Origin of the sequence: Phytohabitans sp. LJ34, assembly GCF_052068095.1 — a bacterium.
Classification (GTDB): domain Bacteria; phylum Actinomycetota; class Actinomycetes; order Mycobacteriales; family Micromonosporaceae; genus Phytohabitans.
In genome coordinates this window covers 254,886-272,558 of sequence record NZ_JBQHDG010000017.1, presented here as the reverse complement: position 1 = coordinate 272,558, position 17,673 = coordinate 254,886, and the positions used below count along the sequence as shown (strand labels likewise).

General features: G+C 71.7%; 15 protein-coding genes and 1 pseudogene. 10 read left to right on the top strand and 6 right to left on the bottom strand.

The window, feature by feature from the left end:
- Positions 1-209 precede the first annotated feature (209 nt).
- The 5 genes from ACTMTJ_RS28945 (at position 210) to ACTMTJ_RS28925 (ending at position 8,898) form a co-directional block, all read left to right on the top strand.
- Positions 210-1,700 carry a sugar ABC transporter ATP-binding protein gene (locus ACTMTJ_RS28945; RefSeq protein WP_441221444.1) on the top strand — a complete coding sequence of 497 codons (1,491 nt, stop codon included), beginning with the start codon at positions 210-212 and terminating at the stop codon, positions 1,698-1,700.
- A gap of 38 nt (positions 1,701-1,738) precedes the next feature.
- Complete coding sequence (locus ACTMTJ_RS28940; RefSeq protein WP_441221442.1) at positions 1,739-2,758, top strand: ABC transporter permease; 1,020 nt, start codon at positions 1,739-1,741, stop codon at positions 2,756-2,758.
- On the top strand, positions 2,755-3,741 hold the full coding sequence (gene yjfF, locus ACTMTJ_RS28935) for a galactofuranose ABC transporter, permease protein YjfF (protein WP_441221416.1): 987 nt from the start codon (positions 2,755-2,757) through the stop codon (positions 3,739-3,741). Before ACTMTJ_RS28940 ends, yjfF begins: the two co-directional genes overlap by 4 nt.
- A gap of 66 nt (positions 3,742-3,807) precedes the next feature.
- Positions 3,808-7,203 (top strand): alpha-L-arabinofuranosidase C-terminal domain-containing protein, encoded by a 3,396-nt coding sequence (locus ACTMTJ_RS28930; protein WP_441221414.1) that lies wholly within the window; start codon positions 3,808-3,810, stop codon positions 7,201-7,203.
- A gap of 231 nt (positions 7,204-7,434) precedes the next feature.
- On the top strand, positions 7,435-8,898 hold the full coding sequence (locus tag ACTMTJ_RS28925) for a PhoX family protein (protein ID WP_441221412.1): 1,464 nt from the start codon (positions 7,435-7,437) through the stop codon (positions 8,896-8,898).
- Here the strand turns inward: ACTMTJ_RS28925 and ACTMTJ_RS28920 are convergent.
- Entirely contained in the window at positions 8,854-9,075 is a 222-nt protein-coding gene (locus tag ACTMTJ_RS28920) for a hypothetical protein (RefSeq protein WP_441221410.1), read from the bottom strand. The two genes, ACTMTJ_RS28925 and ACTMTJ_RS28920, sit on opposite strands and share 45 nt — an antisense overlap.
- 124 nt (positions 9,076-9,199) lie before the next feature.
- On the opposite strand from ACTMTJ_RS28920, the pseudogene ACTMTJ_RS28915 reads away from it, so the two are divergent.
- The 3 genes and pseudogenes from ACTMTJ_RS28915 to ACTMTJ_RS28905 all read left to right on the top strand — a co-directional run.
- Positions 9,200-9,568 (top strand): annotated as a pseudogene (locus ACTMTJ_RS28915) (hypothetical protein); the annotation flags it as partial.
- 21 nt (positions 9,569-9,589) lie between these two features.
- Positions 9,590-10,663 (top strand): glycosyltransferase family 4 protein, encoded by a 1,074-nt coding sequence (locus tag ACTMTJ_RS28910; protein ID WP_441221408.1) that lies wholly within the window; start codon positions 9,590-9,592, stop codon positions 10,661-10,663.
- Between the two features lie 271 nt (positions 10,664-10,934).
- Complete coding sequence (locus ACTMTJ_RS28905; RefSeq protein WP_441221406.1) at positions 10,935-11,696, top strand: pectate lyase; 762 nt, start codon at positions 10,935-10,937, stop codon at positions 11,694-11,696.
- Positions 11,697-11,832: 136 nt separating this feature from the next.
- Here ACTMTJ_RS28905 and ACTMTJ_RS28900 read toward each other — a convergent pair whose 3' ends face one another.
- From ACTMTJ_RS28900 to ACTMTJ_RS28885, 4 genes are all read right to left on the bottom strand, one after another.
- Positions 11,833-13,164 (bottom strand): APC family permease, encoded by a 1,332-nt coding sequence (locus ACTMTJ_RS28900; protein WP_441221405.1) that lies wholly within the window; start codon positions 13,162-13,164, stop codon positions 11,833-11,835.
- A gap of 37 nt (positions 13,165-13,201) precedes the next feature.
- Positions 13,202-13,972, bottom strand: coding sequence for a YaaA family protein (locus ACTMTJ_RS28895; RefSeq protein ID WP_441221403.1), 771 nt, complete (start codon positions 13,970-13,972; stop codon positions 13,202-13,204).
- A gap of 118 nt (positions 13,973-14,090) precedes the next feature.
- Positions 14,091-14,624 carry a GNAT family N-acetyltransferase gene (locus ACTMTJ_RS28890; RefSeq protein WP_441221401.1) on the bottom strand — a complete coding sequence of 178 codons (534 nt, stop codon included), beginning with the start codon at positions 14,622-14,624 and terminating at the stop codon, positions 14,091-14,093.
- Between the two features lie 13 nt (positions 14,625-14,637).
- Entirely contained in the window at positions 14,638-15,414 is a 777-nt protein-coding gene (locus ACTMTJ_RS28885) for an AraC family transcriptional regulator (protein WP_441221399.1), read from the bottom strand.
- A 66-nt stretch (positions 15,415-15,480) separates the two neighbouring features.
- Here ACTMTJ_RS28885 and ACTMTJ_RS28880 point away from each other — a divergent pair, with 66 nt between their 5' ends.
- On the top strand, positions 15,481-16,014 hold the full coding sequence (locus ACTMTJ_RS28880; protein WP_441221397.1) for a TIGR03086 family metal-binding protein: 534 nt from the start codon (positions 15,481-15,483) through the stop codon (positions 16,012-16,014).
- A 47-nt stretch (positions 16,015-16,061) separates the two neighbouring features.
- Here the strand turns inward: ACTMTJ_RS28880 and ACTMTJ_RS28875 are convergent, their stop codons facing one another.
- Positions 16,062-16,199 carry a hypothetical protein gene (locus tag ACTMTJ_RS28875; protein ID WP_441221395.1) on the bottom strand — a complete coding sequence of 46 codons (138 nt, stop codon included), beginning with the start codon at positions 16,197-16,199 and terminating at the stop codon, positions 16,062-16,064.
- A gap of 117 nt (positions 16,200-16,316) precedes the next feature.
- Here ACTMTJ_RS28875 and ACTMTJ_RS28870 point away from each other — a divergent pair, with 117 nt between their 5' ends.
- Positions 16,317-17,669, top strand: coding sequence for a transaminase (locus ACTMTJ_RS28870; RefSeq protein WP_441221393.1), 1,353 nt, complete (start codon positions 16,317-16,319; stop codon positions 17,667-17,669).
- Positions 17,670-17,673 lie beyond the last annotated feature (4 nt).

Genomic DNA, 17,673 nt, shown 5'->3' with positions numbered 1-17,673 from the left:
ATGGAACTGGTCAAGAAGGTCAACGCCGGCGAAGCCGTCGAACCCCGCATCATCACCAAGGAAACCACCTTCACCCAGGAGCAGGCCAAGACCGTCCTGCCCGAACGCCAGTACTGACCCGACCACGGCCGCCCCACCCTCCCGCATGGGGTGGGGCGGCCACCCATCGCCGCTAGAAGGGCAGGCAGGTGACCGAGGCCATCCTGACGATGACGGGGATCAGCAAGGAGTTCCCCGGCGTCAAGGCGCTGAGCGAGGTCGACTTCCGGATGCTGCCGGGTGAGGTGCACGCCCTCATGGGCGAAAACGGCGCCGGCAAGTCGACGCTCATCAAGGTGCTCACCGGGGTGTACGACATCGACCAGGGCGGCATCGTGCTGGACGGGCAGCCGGTCTCTTTCTCCGGGCCGCTGCAAGCGCAACACTCCGGCATCAGCACCGTCTACCAGGAGATCAACCTCTGTCCCAACCTGTCGGTGGCGGAGAACATCTTCATCGGGCGCGAGCCGCGCTTCCTCGGCCACATTCGATGGTCCACTGTAGAAAGACGGGCGAGCGAGCTGCTGCGCCGCCTCCAGCTCGACATCGACGTGTCGGCGCAGCTCGGCACGTACTCGATCGCGGTCCAGCAGATGGTGGCGATCGCCCGCGCGATCGACATCTCGGCCAAGGTGCTGATCCTCGACGAGCCGACGTCCAGCCTGGACGCCGGCGAGGTGCAGCAGCTCTTCCGGGTCATGCGGCAGCTCAAGGACGAGGGCATCGCGATCCTGTTCGTCACCCACTTCCTCGACCAGGTCTACGAGATCGCCGACCGGATCACCGTGCTGCGCAACGGCCGGCGGGTCGGCGAGTACCGGACCAGCGAGCTGACCCTCATCGACCTGATCGGGAAGATGATCGGCAAGGAGCTCGAGGTCCTGGAGCGGCTCGAAGACCGGCCCAAGCGGTTCCAGGAAGACAACGTGCCGCTGGTCGACGCGCGCGAGCTGGGACGCAAGGGCGCGGTGGCGCCGTTCAGCCTCACCATCCACAAGGGAGAGGTGGTCGGCCTGGCCGGCCTGCTCGGCTCCGGCCGCACCGAGGTGGCTCGCCTGCTCTACGGCGCGGACAAGGCCGACCACGGGCAACTGGCCGTCGACGGCCGGCCGGTGACGATGCGCGGGCCACGCACCGCGATGGCCAAGGACATCGCCTTCTGCTCCGAAAACCGCCGCACGGAGGGCCTCATCGAGGAGCTCACCGTGCGGGAGAACATCATCCTCGCCATGCAGGCCACCCGCGGCTGGACCCGGCCGATCCCGCGCCGCCGGCAGGACGAGCTCGTCGACCGGTACATCAAGGCGCTGGACATCCGGCCGGCCAACCCGGAGGCCCAGGTCCGCAACCTCTCCGGCGGCAACCAGCAGAAGGTGCTGCTGGCCCGCTGGCTCATCACCGAGCCGCGGCTGCTGATCCTCGACGAGCCGACCCGCGGCATCGACATCGGCGCCAAGACGGAGATCCAGCGCCTCGTCGCGCAGCTCTCCGACGGCGGCATGGCCGTGCTCTTCGTCTCGGCGGAGCTGGAGGAGGTGCTGCGGCTGAGCCACAAGGTGGCGGTGCTGCGCGACCGCCACCTGATCGCCGAGCTGCCCAACGACGACACCCTCGACGTCGACCGCGTCATGGAAACCATCGCCAGTGGAGCCAAGCCGTGAACACCCTGGTCAAACATCGCCTCTTCTGGCCGGTCGCCATGCTGGTGGTCCTGCTGCTGTCCAACCTGATCTTCACGCCGAACTTCTTCAGCGTCGAGGTGCGCGACGGCCACCTGTACGGCAGCCTGATCGACATCGTCCGCTTCGGCGCGCCGCTGATCCTGGTGGCGCTCGGCATGACGCTGGTCATCGCCACCGGCGGCATCGACCTGTCGGTCGGCTCGGTGGTCGCGATCTGCGGCGCGTTCGCCTGCTGGCGGATCAGTGAGCAGGGCGACCAGAACAGCGTGGCCGGTGTGGCCGTCGCGGTCGCGCTGGCGCTCGGGCTGGCCCTGCTGCTCGGCGCCTGGAACGGCCTCCTGGTCGCGGTCATCGGCATCCAGCCGATCATCGCCACGCTCATCCTGATGGTCGCCGGCCGCGGCCTGGCCCAGCTCATCACCGACGGCCAGATCATCACGATCAACAGCTCGCCGTACAAGCGGATCGGCGGCGGCTACCTCTTCACCGTGCCGGTCGCGATCCTTATCGCGCTCGCGGTCACGGCGCTGGCCGTGCTGCTGACCCGCCGCACCGCGCTCGGCATGCTCATCGAGTCGGTCGGCGGCAACGCCGAGGCCAGCCGCCTCGCCGGCATCCACTCGCGGCGGATCACGATGATGGCGTACATCGTGGCGGGCCTGTGCGCCGGCATCGCCGGGCTGATGATCAGCTCGAACGTGTCCAGCGCGGACGGCAACAACGCCGGCCTCTGGTACGAGCTCGACGCGATCCTCGCCGTCGTCATCGGCGGCACGTCGCTGGCCGGTGGGCGGTTCTCCATCGCGGGCACCGTCGTCGGCGCGCTGCTCATCCAGACGCTCACCACGACCATCTACACCACGGGTATCCCGCCGGAGACCACGCTGCTGTTCAAGGCACTCGTCGTGACGATCGTGTGCCTGGTGCAGTCGCCGGCCTTCCGCGCCAAGGTCTTCCAAGGCCGGCGCCGACGACCCGCGGCGCCACCGGCCGGACCCACCGCCGCCACGACGGAGAAGGTCGAGGTGCCGGCATGACGACCTTCGCCGACGTGCGGTCCCGGCTGGCCCGGCCGCAGCAGCGCAAGTACCTGCCGCTCTACGCCACCCTCGCCCTGCTCGCGCTCATGTACGGCAGCGGTGTGGTGCAGTACGAGGCGTTCAGCGATCCGCAGGTTGTGTTGAACGTGTTCATCGACAACGGCTTCCTGCTCGTGGTCGCGGTGGGCATGACGTTCGTGATCCTGACCGGCGGCATCGACCTGTCGGTCGGCTCGGTGGTCGCGCTCACGACGATGGTGTCGGCCGCGCTGCTGGAGCAGGCGCACTGGCCTGCGCTCGTGGTGCTCCCGATCGCGCTGCTCATCGGCCCCACGCTCGGCTTCGCGATGGGCTGCATCATCCACTACTTCGAGATCCAGCCGTTCATCGTCACGCTCGCCGGCATGTTCCTCGCCCGCGGCCTCTGCTACACGATCGGCACCGAGTCGATCCGGATCAACGATCCATTCTGGACGAAGATGGCCGACTCGATCCACATCGGCGAGTACCGCATCTCCCCCAGCGTCATCATCGCGCTCGTGGTAGTGCTCGTCGCGGCGTACGTGCTGGCGTTCACCCGGTTCGGCCGCAACACGTACGCGATTGGCGGCAACCCGCGCTCCGCGCACCTGATGGGCCTGCCGATCGCCCGCACCCGCATCGGCGTCTACACGATCAGCGGCTTCTGCTCCGCCCTCGGCGGCGTCCTTTTCACGTTCTACCTGCCCTCGGGAAACAGCCTGCACGCGGTCGGCATGGAGCTCGACGCGATCGCCGCGGTCGTCATCGGCGGCACGCTGCTGACCGGCGGCACAGGGTTTGTGCTCGGCACCGTGCTCGGCGTGCTGGTGCTCGGGCTGATCCAGACCCTCATCACCTTCGACGGCCGGCTCAGCTCCTGGTGGACGAAGATCGTGATCGGCGCGCTGCTGTTCGCGTTCATCCTCCTCCAGCGGCTGATCACCCCTCGCAAGCGCTGAGACCCGCCGCCTTCGCGGCGGGTTTCTCGCGCGCTTCTGTGTTAGCGCAAACATACGGAGGTCTCGATGAAGCTCCTCCCCGCTCTCGCGCTCCTCGTCCCCTTCGTCGTCGCGACGCCGCCCGCCGTGGCGGCGGCCGACCCGGTCCTGCCGTCCGGTGCCGTGGTCGACGAGTTCGACGGCACCACGCTCGGCCCTGACTGGACGGTCCTGTCCCCCGACGACTCCCGTTGGTCGGTCTCCGGCGGCGCGCTGCGCCTGGAGACCCTCGCCGGCGACACGTACCAGGGCGTCAACACCGCCCGCAACCTCTTCCTCGTCGACATCCCGGCCGGCGACTTCGAGATCGTCACCCGGGTGAGCGCGCCGGTCGCGCTCGACTTCCAAAACGCCGGGCTGCTCGCCTGGCAGGACTGGGACAACTACGTGCGCGTCGGGCTCTGCCACGTCGGCTCCGCCGGTGGGCCGGTGATCGAGACCGACCGCGAGGTGGGCGCCGCGTTCAGCGCGAGCTTCGCGGCCCGGCCCGGCTCGACGGCCGAGACGCTCAAGTTGGCCCGCACCGGCGACGAGTTCGTATCGTCCTATTGGGACGGTGCCGCGTGGGTGGAGGCCGGGCGGGTGACCGCCGACCTCGACGTGCGGCAGGTCGGGCTGTTCGGCCTCTCGGCGCAGAACGGCACCGCGATCCGCGCCGACTTCGACTACTTCGCGGTCCAGGCGAGCCCGGGGCGACCGGTCACACCGGTGGGACCGTTCACACTGCGGGCGCCCGGCGTCAACCTGAGCGCCGACCGGTCCGGTGTGGTGCGGGTATCTTCCGATCCGCCGAAGAACGGCCTGGTGCTGACGCCGTCGGGTGGCCTGCTCAGGGACACCGCCAGCGGGCGGTACCTGCGCGCCGGCACACCGGTGCGGCTCTCCTCCACCGGTTCGGAGTTCCAGCTCACCGACGCCGGCGGGGGCAAGGCCGTGCTCACCTCCGGCGGCCTGAACGTCTCGGTCAGCGGCGGCCGCCTGGTGACCGGCACGGCGCCGCCGACCAAGTTCCGGGTCGAGGAGTTCGCCTCCGGGGACCTCACCGTGGACACCCGGTCCCGGGGCACGGCGGTCAGCCCCAACCTGTACGGCGTGTTCTACGAGGACATCAACCACGCGGCGGACGGCGGCCTCTACGCCGAGCTGGTGCGGAACCGGTCGTTCGAGTTCGACGCGAGCGACAACGCGTCTTATACGGGGATGACCGCGTGGAGCCCGGTGTCGCGCGGGGCGGCGGCTTCCCCCGTCGTCGCCGCGGAGGCTCCGCTGAACGCGAACAACCGCAACTACCTGCGGTTGGACGTTACCGGTGACGGCACCGCCGGGGTGAGCAACGCGGGGTTCAACCGTGGGCTGCCGCTGCGGGCGGGTAAGCGGTACGACCTGTCGCTGTGGGCCCGGCGGCCCGTCGACTCGGCTCCGCTGACCGTGACTGTCGAGGATGGAGGGTCGGTGCTCGGCACGGCCACCCTTCACGTGCGAGCCGGCGCGTGGGCGAAGTACACGGCCTCGTTCCGGGCGTCCGGCACCACCGACGCCGGGCGGCTCGTCGTCCAGGCGCCCGCCGGCCGGACCGACCTCGACATGGTCTCGCTGTTTCCGCGCGACACGTTCAAGGGGCGCAAGAACGGGCTCCGTGCCGACCTCGCGAAGATGGTCGCCGACCTCCAGCCGCGGTTCGTGCGCTTCCCCGGCGGGTGCGTGACCAACGTGGGCACCTACGACCCGTACTCGGTGAACCAGGACCGGCGCCGCATCTACCAGTGGAAGGAGACGCTCGGGCCGGTCGAGGAGCGGCCGACGAACTTCAACTTCTGGGGCTACAACCAGTCGTACGGCATCGGCTACTTCGAGTACTTCCAGTTCGCCGAGGACGTCGGCGCCGAGCCCCTGCCGGTGCAGTCGGTCGGCGTCAACGCGTGCGGGCAGAGCCGGCGGCTGACCGACGAGCAGAAGCTCGCCCAGTACGTGCAGGACACGCTCGACCTCGTCGAGTTCGCCAACGGGCCGGTCACCTCGCCGTGGGGCGCGCGGCGGGCGGCGATGGGGCATCCGAAACCGTTCGGCCTTGAATATGTCGGCCTGGGTAACGAGGAAGGCGACGAGTACTTCTTCACGACCTACCCGAAATTCGCCGCCGCGATCCGCGCCAAGTACCCGGACATCAAGATAATCAGCAACTCCGGCGCGATCTCGCAGGGCCCGTGGTTCGACCGGATGTGGCAGTTCGCCCGCGACCAGGGCGCCGACCTGGTCGACGAGCACTACTACAACAGCCCGAGCTGGTTCCTGGCCAACAACCACCGGTACGACACGTACGACCGGAGCGGGCCGAAGGTGTTCGTCGGCGAGTACGCCTCGCAGGGCAACACGTTCGGCAACGCGCTCGCCGAGGCGTCGTACCTGACCGGGATCGAGCGCAACTCGGACGTCATCGAGCTGGCCTCGTACGCCCCGCTGCTGTCCAACGTGGACTATGTCAACTGGACACCGGACCTGATCTGGTTCGACAACGACCAGTTGTACGGCTCGCCGAGCTACTACGTGCAGAAGCTGTTCTCCACGAACGTCGGCGAGCGGATCGTGCCGAGCGCGTTCCGCGGCGGCGGTGTGCGGCCGGTGCCCGACATCGCCGGCGCCGTCGGCCTCGGCTCGTGGAACACGCAGGTGCGCTACGACGACGTGAAGGTGACCGCGGCCGACGGCACGGTGCTCTTCGCGGACGACTTCTCCACCGGCGCCTCCCGGTGGACGCCCGGCCTGGGCACCTGGGCTGTGGAAGACGGCGCCTACGTGCAGACCGCGAACGTGACCGACGCCCGCTCGACGGCCGGCTCGGTCGACTGGTCCAACTACACGATGGAGGTGACCGCGCGGAAGACCGCCGGCGCCGAAGGCTTCCTGGTCATGTTCGGCGTACGGGACACCGGAAACTTCTACTGGTGGAACGTGGGCGGCTGGAACAACACCCAGTCCGCGATCGAGAAGGCCACCAACGGCGCGAAGTCGTCGATCGCCACCTCGGCCACCACGGTCGAGACCGGCCGCGACTACCGCCTCAAGATCCAGGTGACCGGTCGCACGATCACCACGTGGCTCGACGGACAACAGGTCAACAGCTTCGTCGACAGCGCCACGGTGGAGCCGCTCTACCAGGTGGTGTCCCGGGACGGGAAGGCGGTCACGCTCAAGGTCGTCAACGCGCAGGACACCGGCGTGCGCACCACCGTACGGCTCGACGGCCGCCGCGTGTGGCCGACCGCCACGGTGACGACGCTGACCGGCGAGCCGGGCGACGTCAACTCGCTCGCGCAGCCGACCCGGGTGTCCCCGGTGGAGCGCCGGGTCGGCGGCTTCTCGAACGGGTTCACGTACGACTTCCCCGCCCACTCGGTGACGTTCATCAGGCTGACGGAGAAGTGACCACGCGTCCGCGGGGCTGCCCGGTTGGTGGGCGGGTAGCTCCGCGGCGGGCCGCTGGGCGGTCCACCCCGCGCCCGGTTCGCCGGGCACCCCAGGTCGTCGGACGGGCTGACCGACCGCCTGCGGCAGGGAGTGGACCGCCCGGCGGCCACCCCCCGCACGGGCCCGGCCACCTGACCTTGGCATGAACGAGAGGTTGCCAGCGGGTGAATCGCTGTCCAGGATCGTGGGATGGCTGAACTTGACCGGCGTACCCTCCTCCGCGGCACCGCCGCCGCGGGCGGCGCACTGATCGGCGGGCCTTTCCTCGGGTTCGTCAACCGCGCTGGCGCGGCGGGCGCCACCGCACACGCGCCCCGGCTCGGGCCGATCCCCGACCTGCGCGACGGCAAGGTGCGACTCTGGCTGCCCGAGGGCTTCCAGTACCGCTCCTTTCACGACACCGAGTCACCCGTCACCCTCGACGACGGCACCGCGCTCCCCGGCCGCCACGACGGCATGGGCGCGTTCCGCGGCCGCGGCGGACGGTACGTCCTGGTGCGCAACCACGAGCTCAACAGCCCCGGGCCCGCCTTCGGCGACGCCACGCGGGCGTACGACCCGATGGCGCAGGGCGGCACCACCACCGTCGAGGTCACCCGGTACGGCGAGGTGGTGCACGCGTACACAAGCTGCAACGGCACGATGATGAACTGCTCCGGCGGCCGCATGCCGTGGGGCAGCTGGATCACCTGCGAGGAGACGGTCAACGGGCCCGACGTCGGGCCCGACTTCACCGGCACCTCCAACGTGCCGCTCACGCGGCCGCACGGCTTCGTCTTCGAGGTGCCGGTCGACGGACGATCCAGCGGCGAGCCGATCACCGCCGCCGGCCGCTTCGCCCACGAGTCCGTCGCCTACGACCCGCACAGCGGATGCCTCTACCTGACCGAGGACAACTTCGGCTGGCCGTCGGGCTTCTACCGGTACAAGCCGCGCCGCCACCCCCGCGGCAGCGGCCGGCTGGACAACCGGGGGCGGCTGCAAATGCTCGCCGTGCGCGGGCGACCCAACCTCGACCTCGCCGCCAGTCAGGCGCGCCGGGCCTCGTACAAGGTGGAGTGGGTGGACATCGACGACCCGGCGCCCACTTTCCCGTACACGCCCGGTCAGCCGGCGGCGACCACCAACGACACCGCGCTCACCCACGTCGCCCGGCAGGGCTGGGCCCAGGGCGCGGCGTACTTCTCCCGCCTGGAAGGCTCGGCGTACGACGACGGCGTCGTCTACTTCACCTCCACCCAGGGTGGCGGGCCGGCGGAGACGTCACTGGGCCCGATCGCCGACGGGTTCGGCAACGGCCACGGGCAGATCTGGGCGTACCACACCCGCTCGGCGCGGCTCCAGTTGCTCTACGAGTCGCCCGGCCCGGACGTGCTCGACTTTCCGGACAACGTCACGACCAGCCCCCGCGGCACGCTCGTCGTCTGCGAGGACAACGTCGCCGACAACTACGTGCGCGGGCTGACCAGCGGCGGGCGGCTCTTCGACATCGCCCTCAACCGGCTCACCAGCAGCACCGGCGCGGACCGGTCGAACGACGAGTTCGCCGGCTCCACGTTCAGCCCGGACGGGCACACCCTCTTCGTGAACATCCAGGCCAGCCGCGGGCTAACGTTTGCGATCTGGGGCCCGTGGCGCCGGATCGGCGTGTAGCCGCCGCTCCCGCTTTTCCTCCTCCTCGTCGACGGCCTCGGCGACCGCGGTCGTCAGGTCGTCGCCGGGGATGGCGATGCTCTCGGCCGTGTCTTCGAGCTGGTCGTCCGGGCGCCGGTCCGGCATCGTGCCCTCGCCCGCGTAGCCGTACGGGTTGGGCTCATGTGCTGTGCTCACCGCGCGTGGGTACCCTCCCCGACCGGCGATATGCGGCCGGCCCGACGAATCTGATCGCGGCGCGCGGGTAGCCATCCCCTGACCCGACGACGAGGGGGAACGCACGATGACTCAACACAAAGGGATCCGCACGGGCCCGGAAACCTCGCGGTCGCTGCGGTACGCGCAGGAGATCACCTCCCCGGACGACCGGCCGGAGCGCCCCGGCCGGAGCCTCGTCACCGCCGACCGCGCGGTGATCCAGCAGTGGGCGGACCGGCGCGACGCCGCACCGGCGACGGTGGACGGCACCGAACACGACGGGCGGGCCGGGGTGCTGACCTTCGTCTTCCCGCTGGGCGACAGCGACGGGCGGCTGCGCCGGATCAGCTGGGACGAATGGTTCAGGACCTTCGACGAGCGCCACCTCAACTTCATCTACCAGGAGGAGCGCAGCGACGGCCGGCAGAGCAACTTCTTCCGGCTGGAGAACCCCTGCCGCGAGGACGCCTGACCCGTGGCCGGGAGGCCCCGCGTGCTGCTCTACACCAGCGTCAGCGCGGTGGGCGGCGCGGAGGTCGCGCTGGGCCACCTCGTCGGCGGCCTCGGCGACGCGTACGACGTGCACGTGGCCGGCCTCCACGAACCCGTGGTGCGATGGCTGGCCGGGTACCGCCCCGGCGTGCCGGGACACGTGACCGGCGGCGGCGTGCTGGCGCACGCGCGGCTGCTGCGCCGCCTGCGCCCCGACGTGGTGCAGGCCAACCTCGAGGTGCCGTGGGCGTCGCCGACCATGCTGGGCGCGGCCTTGGCACTGCGGCGGCCGCGGGTCCTCGCCGTGCAGCACATGGCCGCGCGCACCGTCGACCTGGCGCTCCTGCTCCGCACGCGGGCGCTCGCGCTGCGGCTGGACGGCAACGTCGCGGTCAGCGGCGACGGGGCCAAGCGGATCGAGGACTTCTACGCCCTCGGCCGCGGCTCGGTGCACGTGATCCACAACGGCGTGCCGCCCCCCGTGGTCATAAGGACCCGCCCGCACCGCGATGTGGTCGTGGGCTGCGTGGGCCGCCTCGACCCGGTCAAGGGACAGGACGTGCTGATCGACGCCCTGACCCGGCTGCCGGGCGTGCGGGCCAGGCTGATCGGGTCGGGCGCCCAGGAGGCCGCGCTGCGTGCCCGCGCGGCGCGGCTCGGCGTCGCGGACCGGGTGGAGCTGACCGGCTGGAGCGACCGGGTGCCCGACCTCTTGGGCGATGTGGACATCTACTGCCAGCCGTCCCGCTACGAGACGCTCGGGCTGGCCCTCGTCGAGGCGATGGGCGCCGGCCTGCCCTGCGTCGCCAGCGCCACCGGCGGCGTGCCCGAGCTCCTCGACGGCGGCCGCTGCGGGCGGCTCGTGCCCACCGGCGACCCGGCCGCGCTCGCAGGGGCGATCGGCCGCCTGGCCGCCGACCCGGTCGCCCGGGAACGGCTCGGCCGGCGGGCCCGCGAGCGGACCCTCGCCGCGTTCACCGCCGCGCGGATGGCGGCGCGGTACGAGTCGCTCTGGGCGCGGACGCTCGCCGCTCCCCCGGCCGCACGGCTCCGCCCGCACCCGCCCAAGCCGTGAGTCACTCATAGGAGATCGCCCGCAGCACGTGACCCTGGCCGCGCGGGCCGCCGGGAGCAGCGGGCCCAAACCGGGCAATGCATTGACTGCCGTCGGCGTTCTGCCCTAGCCTTCGGAGGAGGAAACCGCTTTCTTCAGGAGGTGTATGGACGAAACGCCCTGGTCGACCCGCGTGGACGGTGCGATCCGTCCGCGGCTCTCCGCTCGTTGACCTGGGCACTCTTGCGCATTCCAGACCGGCAAGAGTTCCCACGGAAGGTCACGACAGACAATGTCAGTTCGAAAGATCAGTAGATGGCGTGGCGGCATCATCGTCGGGGCGGCCGCCACCGCGCTTGTCGTCGCCGGCATCGGCGGCGCGCACTTCGCCGCGGCCGACGCGCCACCCGCGACGGGTCAGGTGACGCTCACCGAGACCATGGCGGTCAGCGGCACGTTCGACGGCACCAACCGCCGCTTCATCGGCGGCGGCGACCTCGGCGGCGGGGGCCAGGACGAGGGGCAGGACCCGCTGTTCCGCCTCGCCAACGGCGCCACGCTGGAAAACGTCATCATCGGCGCGCCCGCGGCCGACGGCGTGCACTGCCAGGGCACCTGCACGTTGCGCAACGTGTTCTGGGAGGACGTGGGGGAAGACGCCGCCACCTTCCGGGGCACCGGCGCGACCGTCGTGATCGAGGGCGGCGGGGCGAGCGGCGCGGAGGACAAGGTGTTCCAGGACAATCGGGGCGCGGGCGGCTCGGTGACGATCCGCGACTTCGAGGTCGAGGACTTCGGCAAGCTGTACCGCTCCTGCGGCAACTGCTCCACCCAGGCCCGGCGCGACGTGGTGTTGAGCAATGTCACCGCCACCGCGCCCGGTGACGTGCTCGTGGGCATCAACGTCAACTTCGGCGACACCGCGCGGCTCTCCGGGGTCACCATCAACGGCGGTGACATCGGGCTCTGCGACCTCTTCGAGGGCAACGACAGCGGCGACGAGCCGGAGAAGGTGGGCGAGGGTCCGAACGGCACCAACTGCGTGGTCTCCTAAAGGGCCATCCCGCCGGTCCGGGCGCGATCACCCGGACCGGCGGACCAGCAGAACCGAAGCAACCATCACCCTGACCGGCGCGGCGGCAACCGAACCGATCGCCCGGACCGGCCGAGCAGCAGAGCCCAAGGAACCATCACCCGGACCGGCGCAGCAGCAGCCAGTTCACCGCCCACAGGCCGACCCCCGCGAGCAGCAGCCACAGCGCCAGCACGTAGATCGACGCCTCGCGCGTGATCGGCAGCAGGAAGACCGCCGAGACGAGGGCGCCCAGGACCAGTACCACCGTGGGGGCCCGGAAGTGCTGATGGGCGACCGGATCGCGGCGCAGGACCAGCGCGGAGGCGTTGACCAGCAGGAAGACCGCGGTCAGCAGCAGCACCGTGGTGTCCGACAGGTCGCCCAGGTCGTCGACGGTGGCCAGCAGCAGGATCGACAGGCCGCTCGTGAACGCGATCGCCACCCACGGCGTGCGGCGCGTGGACAGGCGGCCGAAGGCGCCGGGGAGTACGCCGCGGCCGGCCATGCCGTACAGCAGGCGGGAGGCCATCAGCATGTTGATCAGCATGGTGTTGGCGACCGCGAAGATCGAGACGGCCGAGAAGATCTCCTCGACGGGCAGGTCGGGCGCGCCGCGGCGGACCACCTCCAGCAGCGGGCCGGTCGACTCGGTGAGCACGTCGAGCGGGACGGTCATGGCGGCGGTGAAGGCGACCAGCAGGTACACGACGGCGGCCAGCAGCAGGCCGGTCACCATCGCGGGTGGGAAGGTGCGGCTGGGTTCCTTGGTCTCCTCGGCGAGGTTGACCGAGTCCTCGAAGCCGAGGAACGCGTAGAACGCCGTCGCGGCCCCGGCCAGCACGCCGGTCACCACGCCGAAGCCGGACCCGGCCAGCTCGAACGCCTGCGCGGGCGCGCCGTCGCCGCGGGCGAGCACGACCGCGCCGATCCCGATGACGAACAGCAGGCCGGCGAGCTCGACGACGGTGATGGCGATGTTGACGCGCACCGACTCGGCGACGCCCCACAGGTTGATCGCCGCGACCAGCAGGATCGCCGCGACGCCGATGAGCACGGTCGGCGGTGACTCGACGCCGGTCAGGCCGGTGAAGTAGTCGCCGCCAACCCGGCTCGCGGCGAAGGTGGCCGAGGTGACGCCCGAGGCCATGATGGCGAACGTGACGAGGAACGTCAGGAACGGCAGCCGGAACGCCCGGTCGGTGTAGAGCGCGCCGCCCGCGGCCTGCGGGTACTTGGTGACCAGCTCCAGGTAGGCGAACGCGGTCAGGAACGCGAGCGCGAACGCCACCAGGAACGCCAGCCAGATCGCGCCACCCACCTCGCCGCCGACCTCGCCGGTCAGCGAGTAGATGCCGGCGCCGAGGATGTCGCCGAGGATGAAGAACGCCAGCATGGGCCGGCTGATCACGCGCCGCAGGCCGGTGTCGGCCTCTGCCGTCGAGGTCACCTTCCCCTGGTACCCAATTAGGCGGCCGTCGATGCGGTCAGGTCAGGCGGACCGACAGCCCCTTGCCGCCGAACTCCTCGCATACGAACACGGGCTCGGCCGGCGTGCTCCGCTCCTCGTCGTACCGGTAGCCGATCTCGGCGAACTCGCGGATCGCGCCCTCCTTGACCCGCCCGGTCACCAGCCACCGCGCGAACGCACCACGGGCGATCTTGGCGTGCACGACCACGAACTTCGCCACCCCGGACGCCGCGTCCACGGTGAGGAACCGCGGCGTGACCACCCGCGCCGGGTCGACGTGCGGGAGGACGGTCCGGCTGTACTCGCCCGCCGCCAGGTTGACGATCCGCCCCTTCGCCGGCAGCTGCTCCGCGATCGCGGTGCCCCAGAAGGTGTAGAGGTTGCCGCGCGGAAGCCGGTAGCCCATCTCCAGCCGGTACGGGCTGATGCCGTCGAACGGGCGCAGGATGCCGTAGAGGCCGGAGAGGATGCGCAGGTGCTTGTCCGCGTACGCGCGGTCGGCCGCCGTGAACGTGTCGACCTGGAGCCCGCTGTAGATGTCGCCGACGAACGTGGCGGCCGCGGGCGCCTGGCGGTCCGGCTTGGTGCTCCACTCCTCGTGCGTGTCGCGCACCTTGGCGGCGAGGTCGGCGGAGACCTTCATGACCCGGGCCAGCTCGGCCGGCGAGAGGGTCCGCAGGTACCCGACGAGCTCCTCGGCCCGGTCGAGGAGGGCGGGCGTGCCGGTGGGGGCGAGCCCCGACGTGGGCGGGCGCATCGTCTTCGAGCTGTGCATCAAGATGATCATTTGGTTGGCGGTACCTCCCGAATCGAGGCTCATTATGCGGCCCGGACGGCCCGCTGCCCGGTCCCGGACACGGCCCACACCAGCGGCGGCGAGCCCTCCGCCGGATATCCGCACCGCCTCACCGTCGACGGCCGCTCGCCTCGTGCGTCCAGATGAGACAGTCGTGCCACACGTCCTGGGCCGGGTCGTCCGCCGCCCAGGTGCGGCAGTGGCGGGGCATCCGCTCCTCGTAGCGGTAGCCGGCGCTCTCCGCCAGCCGCAGCGAGGGCGCGTTGTCCGGGTCGATCTCCAGCCAGACGCGGGTCAGGCCGGCGTGCGCGTGTGCCCAGGCGGTGACCGCCCGCACCGCCCGCCGGCCGAGCCCTTCCCGGCGCCGCTCCGGCCGCACCCAGTAGGCCAGCTCCGCCGCGCCCGGCCCGGAGGGCATGAGGCCGAGCGCGGCGACCAGCCGCGGCCCGTCGAGCACGCCGTAGGAGACCTGCTCCGCCTCCCACGCGCGCAGCGCCGCCCGCGCGTCGTCCTGCGAGTAGGGACCGGCCGGACGCGGCCCCCACAGGGCGGGCCGCCGCTCCGCGCGGGTCGCCTCCACCACCAGGTCCGCGTCACCGGCGACCAGCGTCCGCACGCGCAGGCCGTCGAGGTCCAGGTCCATCGTCGGGTACACGTCACTGCGCCCGCGCGTACCGGGACGGCGGCTCGCCGACGAGGCTGGCGAAGTCGCGGGTGAGGTGCGCCTGGTCGGCGTAGCCGAGCTCGGCCGCCAGCGCCACGAGGTCGAGGGCGGCGCCGGACGCCGCGCGGGCGGCCGCCTCGTGCAGCCGGTGGCGGCGGATGACCCACTTGGGGCCGACGCCGACGTACTCGGCGAAGAGCCGCTGGAGCCGCCGCACACCCACTCCCACCACCGCGGCCAGGTCGTCGACGCGGGTGATGCCGGGCTCGGCCGCCGCGCGGGCGACGGCGCCCGCGACGAGTGTCGCCGCCGCGTCGGGATCGGCCGGTGCACGGGTACCCAGGAAGTCGTCCATGAGTGCGGCGGCGGCCGGGTCGCCGGCGGCGAGGACGGCGTCGGCGAGACCGCGCGCCTCCGGGCCGAAGACGGCCTCGACCGGCAGGAAGCGGCCGGTGATCGAGGAGACCGGCGCGCCGAGGAAGGGCCGGAACCCGCCGGGGTGGAAGCGGGCGCCGAAGACGCGACCCGCGCCGCGCAGCACCTCGGCGAAGCGGCCGCGCGGCACGCCGGCCACCCGGCAGCGGCCGGCGGTGAAGGTGACGTTGACCGCGGGGTACGGCAGGACGCGCTGCTCGTACGGCTCTTCGCCGCGCAGGTCCCAGCTCACGATCCAGTAGTGCGCGACGAACGGGCGCAGCGCCGGCGCCGGCTCCACCGTGCTGAACCGGAACTTGCGCAGGCCCGCGGCCGGGTGCAGGATCGCCGGCATCCTGGCAGGTTAGCAAGGTCGCGTTTGTTCAAGACCGGGCCGGGCGCCGGCGCCTAGCCTGCCGGGATGCGCGATGCACTGGAGAAAGCGATCACCGAGACCTCGGCCGTGCTGCGGGGCGTCGAGCCAGACCAGCTGGGGCTGCCGACGCCGTGCCGGGACTGGGACGTCCGGACGCTCGCCAACCACCTGCTCCAGGTGGCCACCGCACTCGGCCTGGCCGGGCGGGGCGAGCCGATACCGGACGGCGTGTGGGGCCGCGAGCTGATCGCGGACGGGTGGGCGGACCGTTTCGGGTCCCTCGCCGTGCCCGCCACCACGTCCGACTGGGCCGGCGCGGCACCGGTGATCGCGGCGATGCTGGCCAGCGACGTCGTGCTGCACGGGTGGGACCTGGCGCGCGCGACCGGGCAGGAGTACCGCTGCGACCCGGCCGCGGCCGAGGTGGCGCACCGGTTCGTGGCGGAGACCGGGGAGCAGGGCCGCCGGATGGGCATCTACGCCGAGCCGGTGCCGGTGGCGGCGGACGCGCCGGTCCTGGACCGGGCGCTCGGGCTGAGCGGCCGGGACCCGGGCTGGGTCCCGGCCGCCGCCGGCTAGCCGATCGGCACTCTCGGGCTGACCCGTGAACGCGACCACGGCGTCGGCTACATGACGGCGTACTCGATGGCGGTGGCGGCGGTGGCGAGCAGCTGCGCGCCGCCGGACACGACGGCGACCAGCGCCGCCCCGGCCAGTGCGGTGGACGCGACGGCGATGCGGCGCAGGCGCAGGCGTGCGGACATGGATGACTCCTTCCGGAAGGGGCTGCCGACAGCGTAGAAGCCGCGGCCGCAACTGTCCTGAGTAATCCGGGTGCCCGGTTAGGCTGCCGGTGAAAGCCCAGGTGAGGAGCGTTACGGATGTTCGACCGCAGCCGACTGACCGCGTTGCTGGCCCGCGAGCGGGCCGCCTACGCCGACCGCCACCCGCGCTCCGCCGCCGCGTACGCACGGGCCGGCAACCTCTTCGGCCGGGTGCCGATGACGTGGATGAACAAGACCGCGGCCGGCTTCCCGATCCACCTCGCGACCGCACACGGGGCGCGGGTGACCGATGTGGACGGTCACGAGTACGTCGACTTCTGCCTCGGCGACACCGGTGCGATGGCCGGCCACGCGCCCCCGCCGGTGGTCGAGGCGGTCACCCGGCGGCTGGCCGAGCGGGGCGGCCTGGCCACGATGCTGCCCACCGAGGAGGCGGCCGAGGTAGGCGCCGAGCTGGCGCGGCGCTTCAGAGTTCCACAATGGAGTTTCACGTTGACCGCGACGGACGCCAACCGGTGGGCGATCCGGCTGCTGCGCGCGGTCACCGGCCGCCCCCGCGTGCTGGTCAACAGCTACTGCTACCACGGCTCGGTCGACGAGTCGCTCATCGTGGTCGGGCCGGACGGGCGGGCGCGCAGCCGCGAGGGCAACGTCGGCGCGCCGTACGACGTCACGCGGACCAGCCGCGTCGCCGAGTACAACGACCTCGACCGCCTGGAGCGGGAGCTGGCGCACGGCGACGTGGCGGCGGTGCTGATGGAGCCCGCGCTGACGAACATCGGCATCGTCCTGCCCGAACCCGGCTACCTCGCCGGCGTCCGCGAGCTGACCCGCCGGCACGGCACATACCTCGTCAACGACGAGACGCACACGTTCTCCGCCGGGCCGGGCGGGGCTACCGCCGCGTGGGGCCTCGAGCCCGACGCCGTCACGATCGGCAAGGCGATCGGTGGCGGCGTACCGATCGGCGCGTACGGCCTCACCGAGGAGCTCGCCGCCGCGCTGAGCGGCCGCTCAGACCTCGACCTCGTCGACATGGGCGGCGTCGGCGGCACGCTGGCCGGCAACCCGCTGTCCCTCACCGCCGCCCGCGCCACGCTGGGCGAGGTGCTGACCGACGAGGCGTTCGCCGGGATGGTCGAGGTGGCGACCGGGTTCGCCACCGGAGCCCGGAAGATCATCGAGGGGTACCGGCTGCCGTGGTCGGTGACCCAGCTCGGCGCCCGGGTGGAGTACCGCTTCGCCTCCCCCGCGCCCCGCACCGGCGGTGAGTCGGCGGCGGCCGCGGACGGCGAGCTGGAGGACTACCTGCACGCCTACCTGGCGAACCGGGGGATCCTGCTCACCCCGTTTCACAACATGGCGCTGGCCTGCCCGCGGACCACGCCGGCCGACGTGGCCAGCCACCACGAGGTCTTCGCCGCCGCGCTGGGTGAGCTGGTCGGCTAGTGCG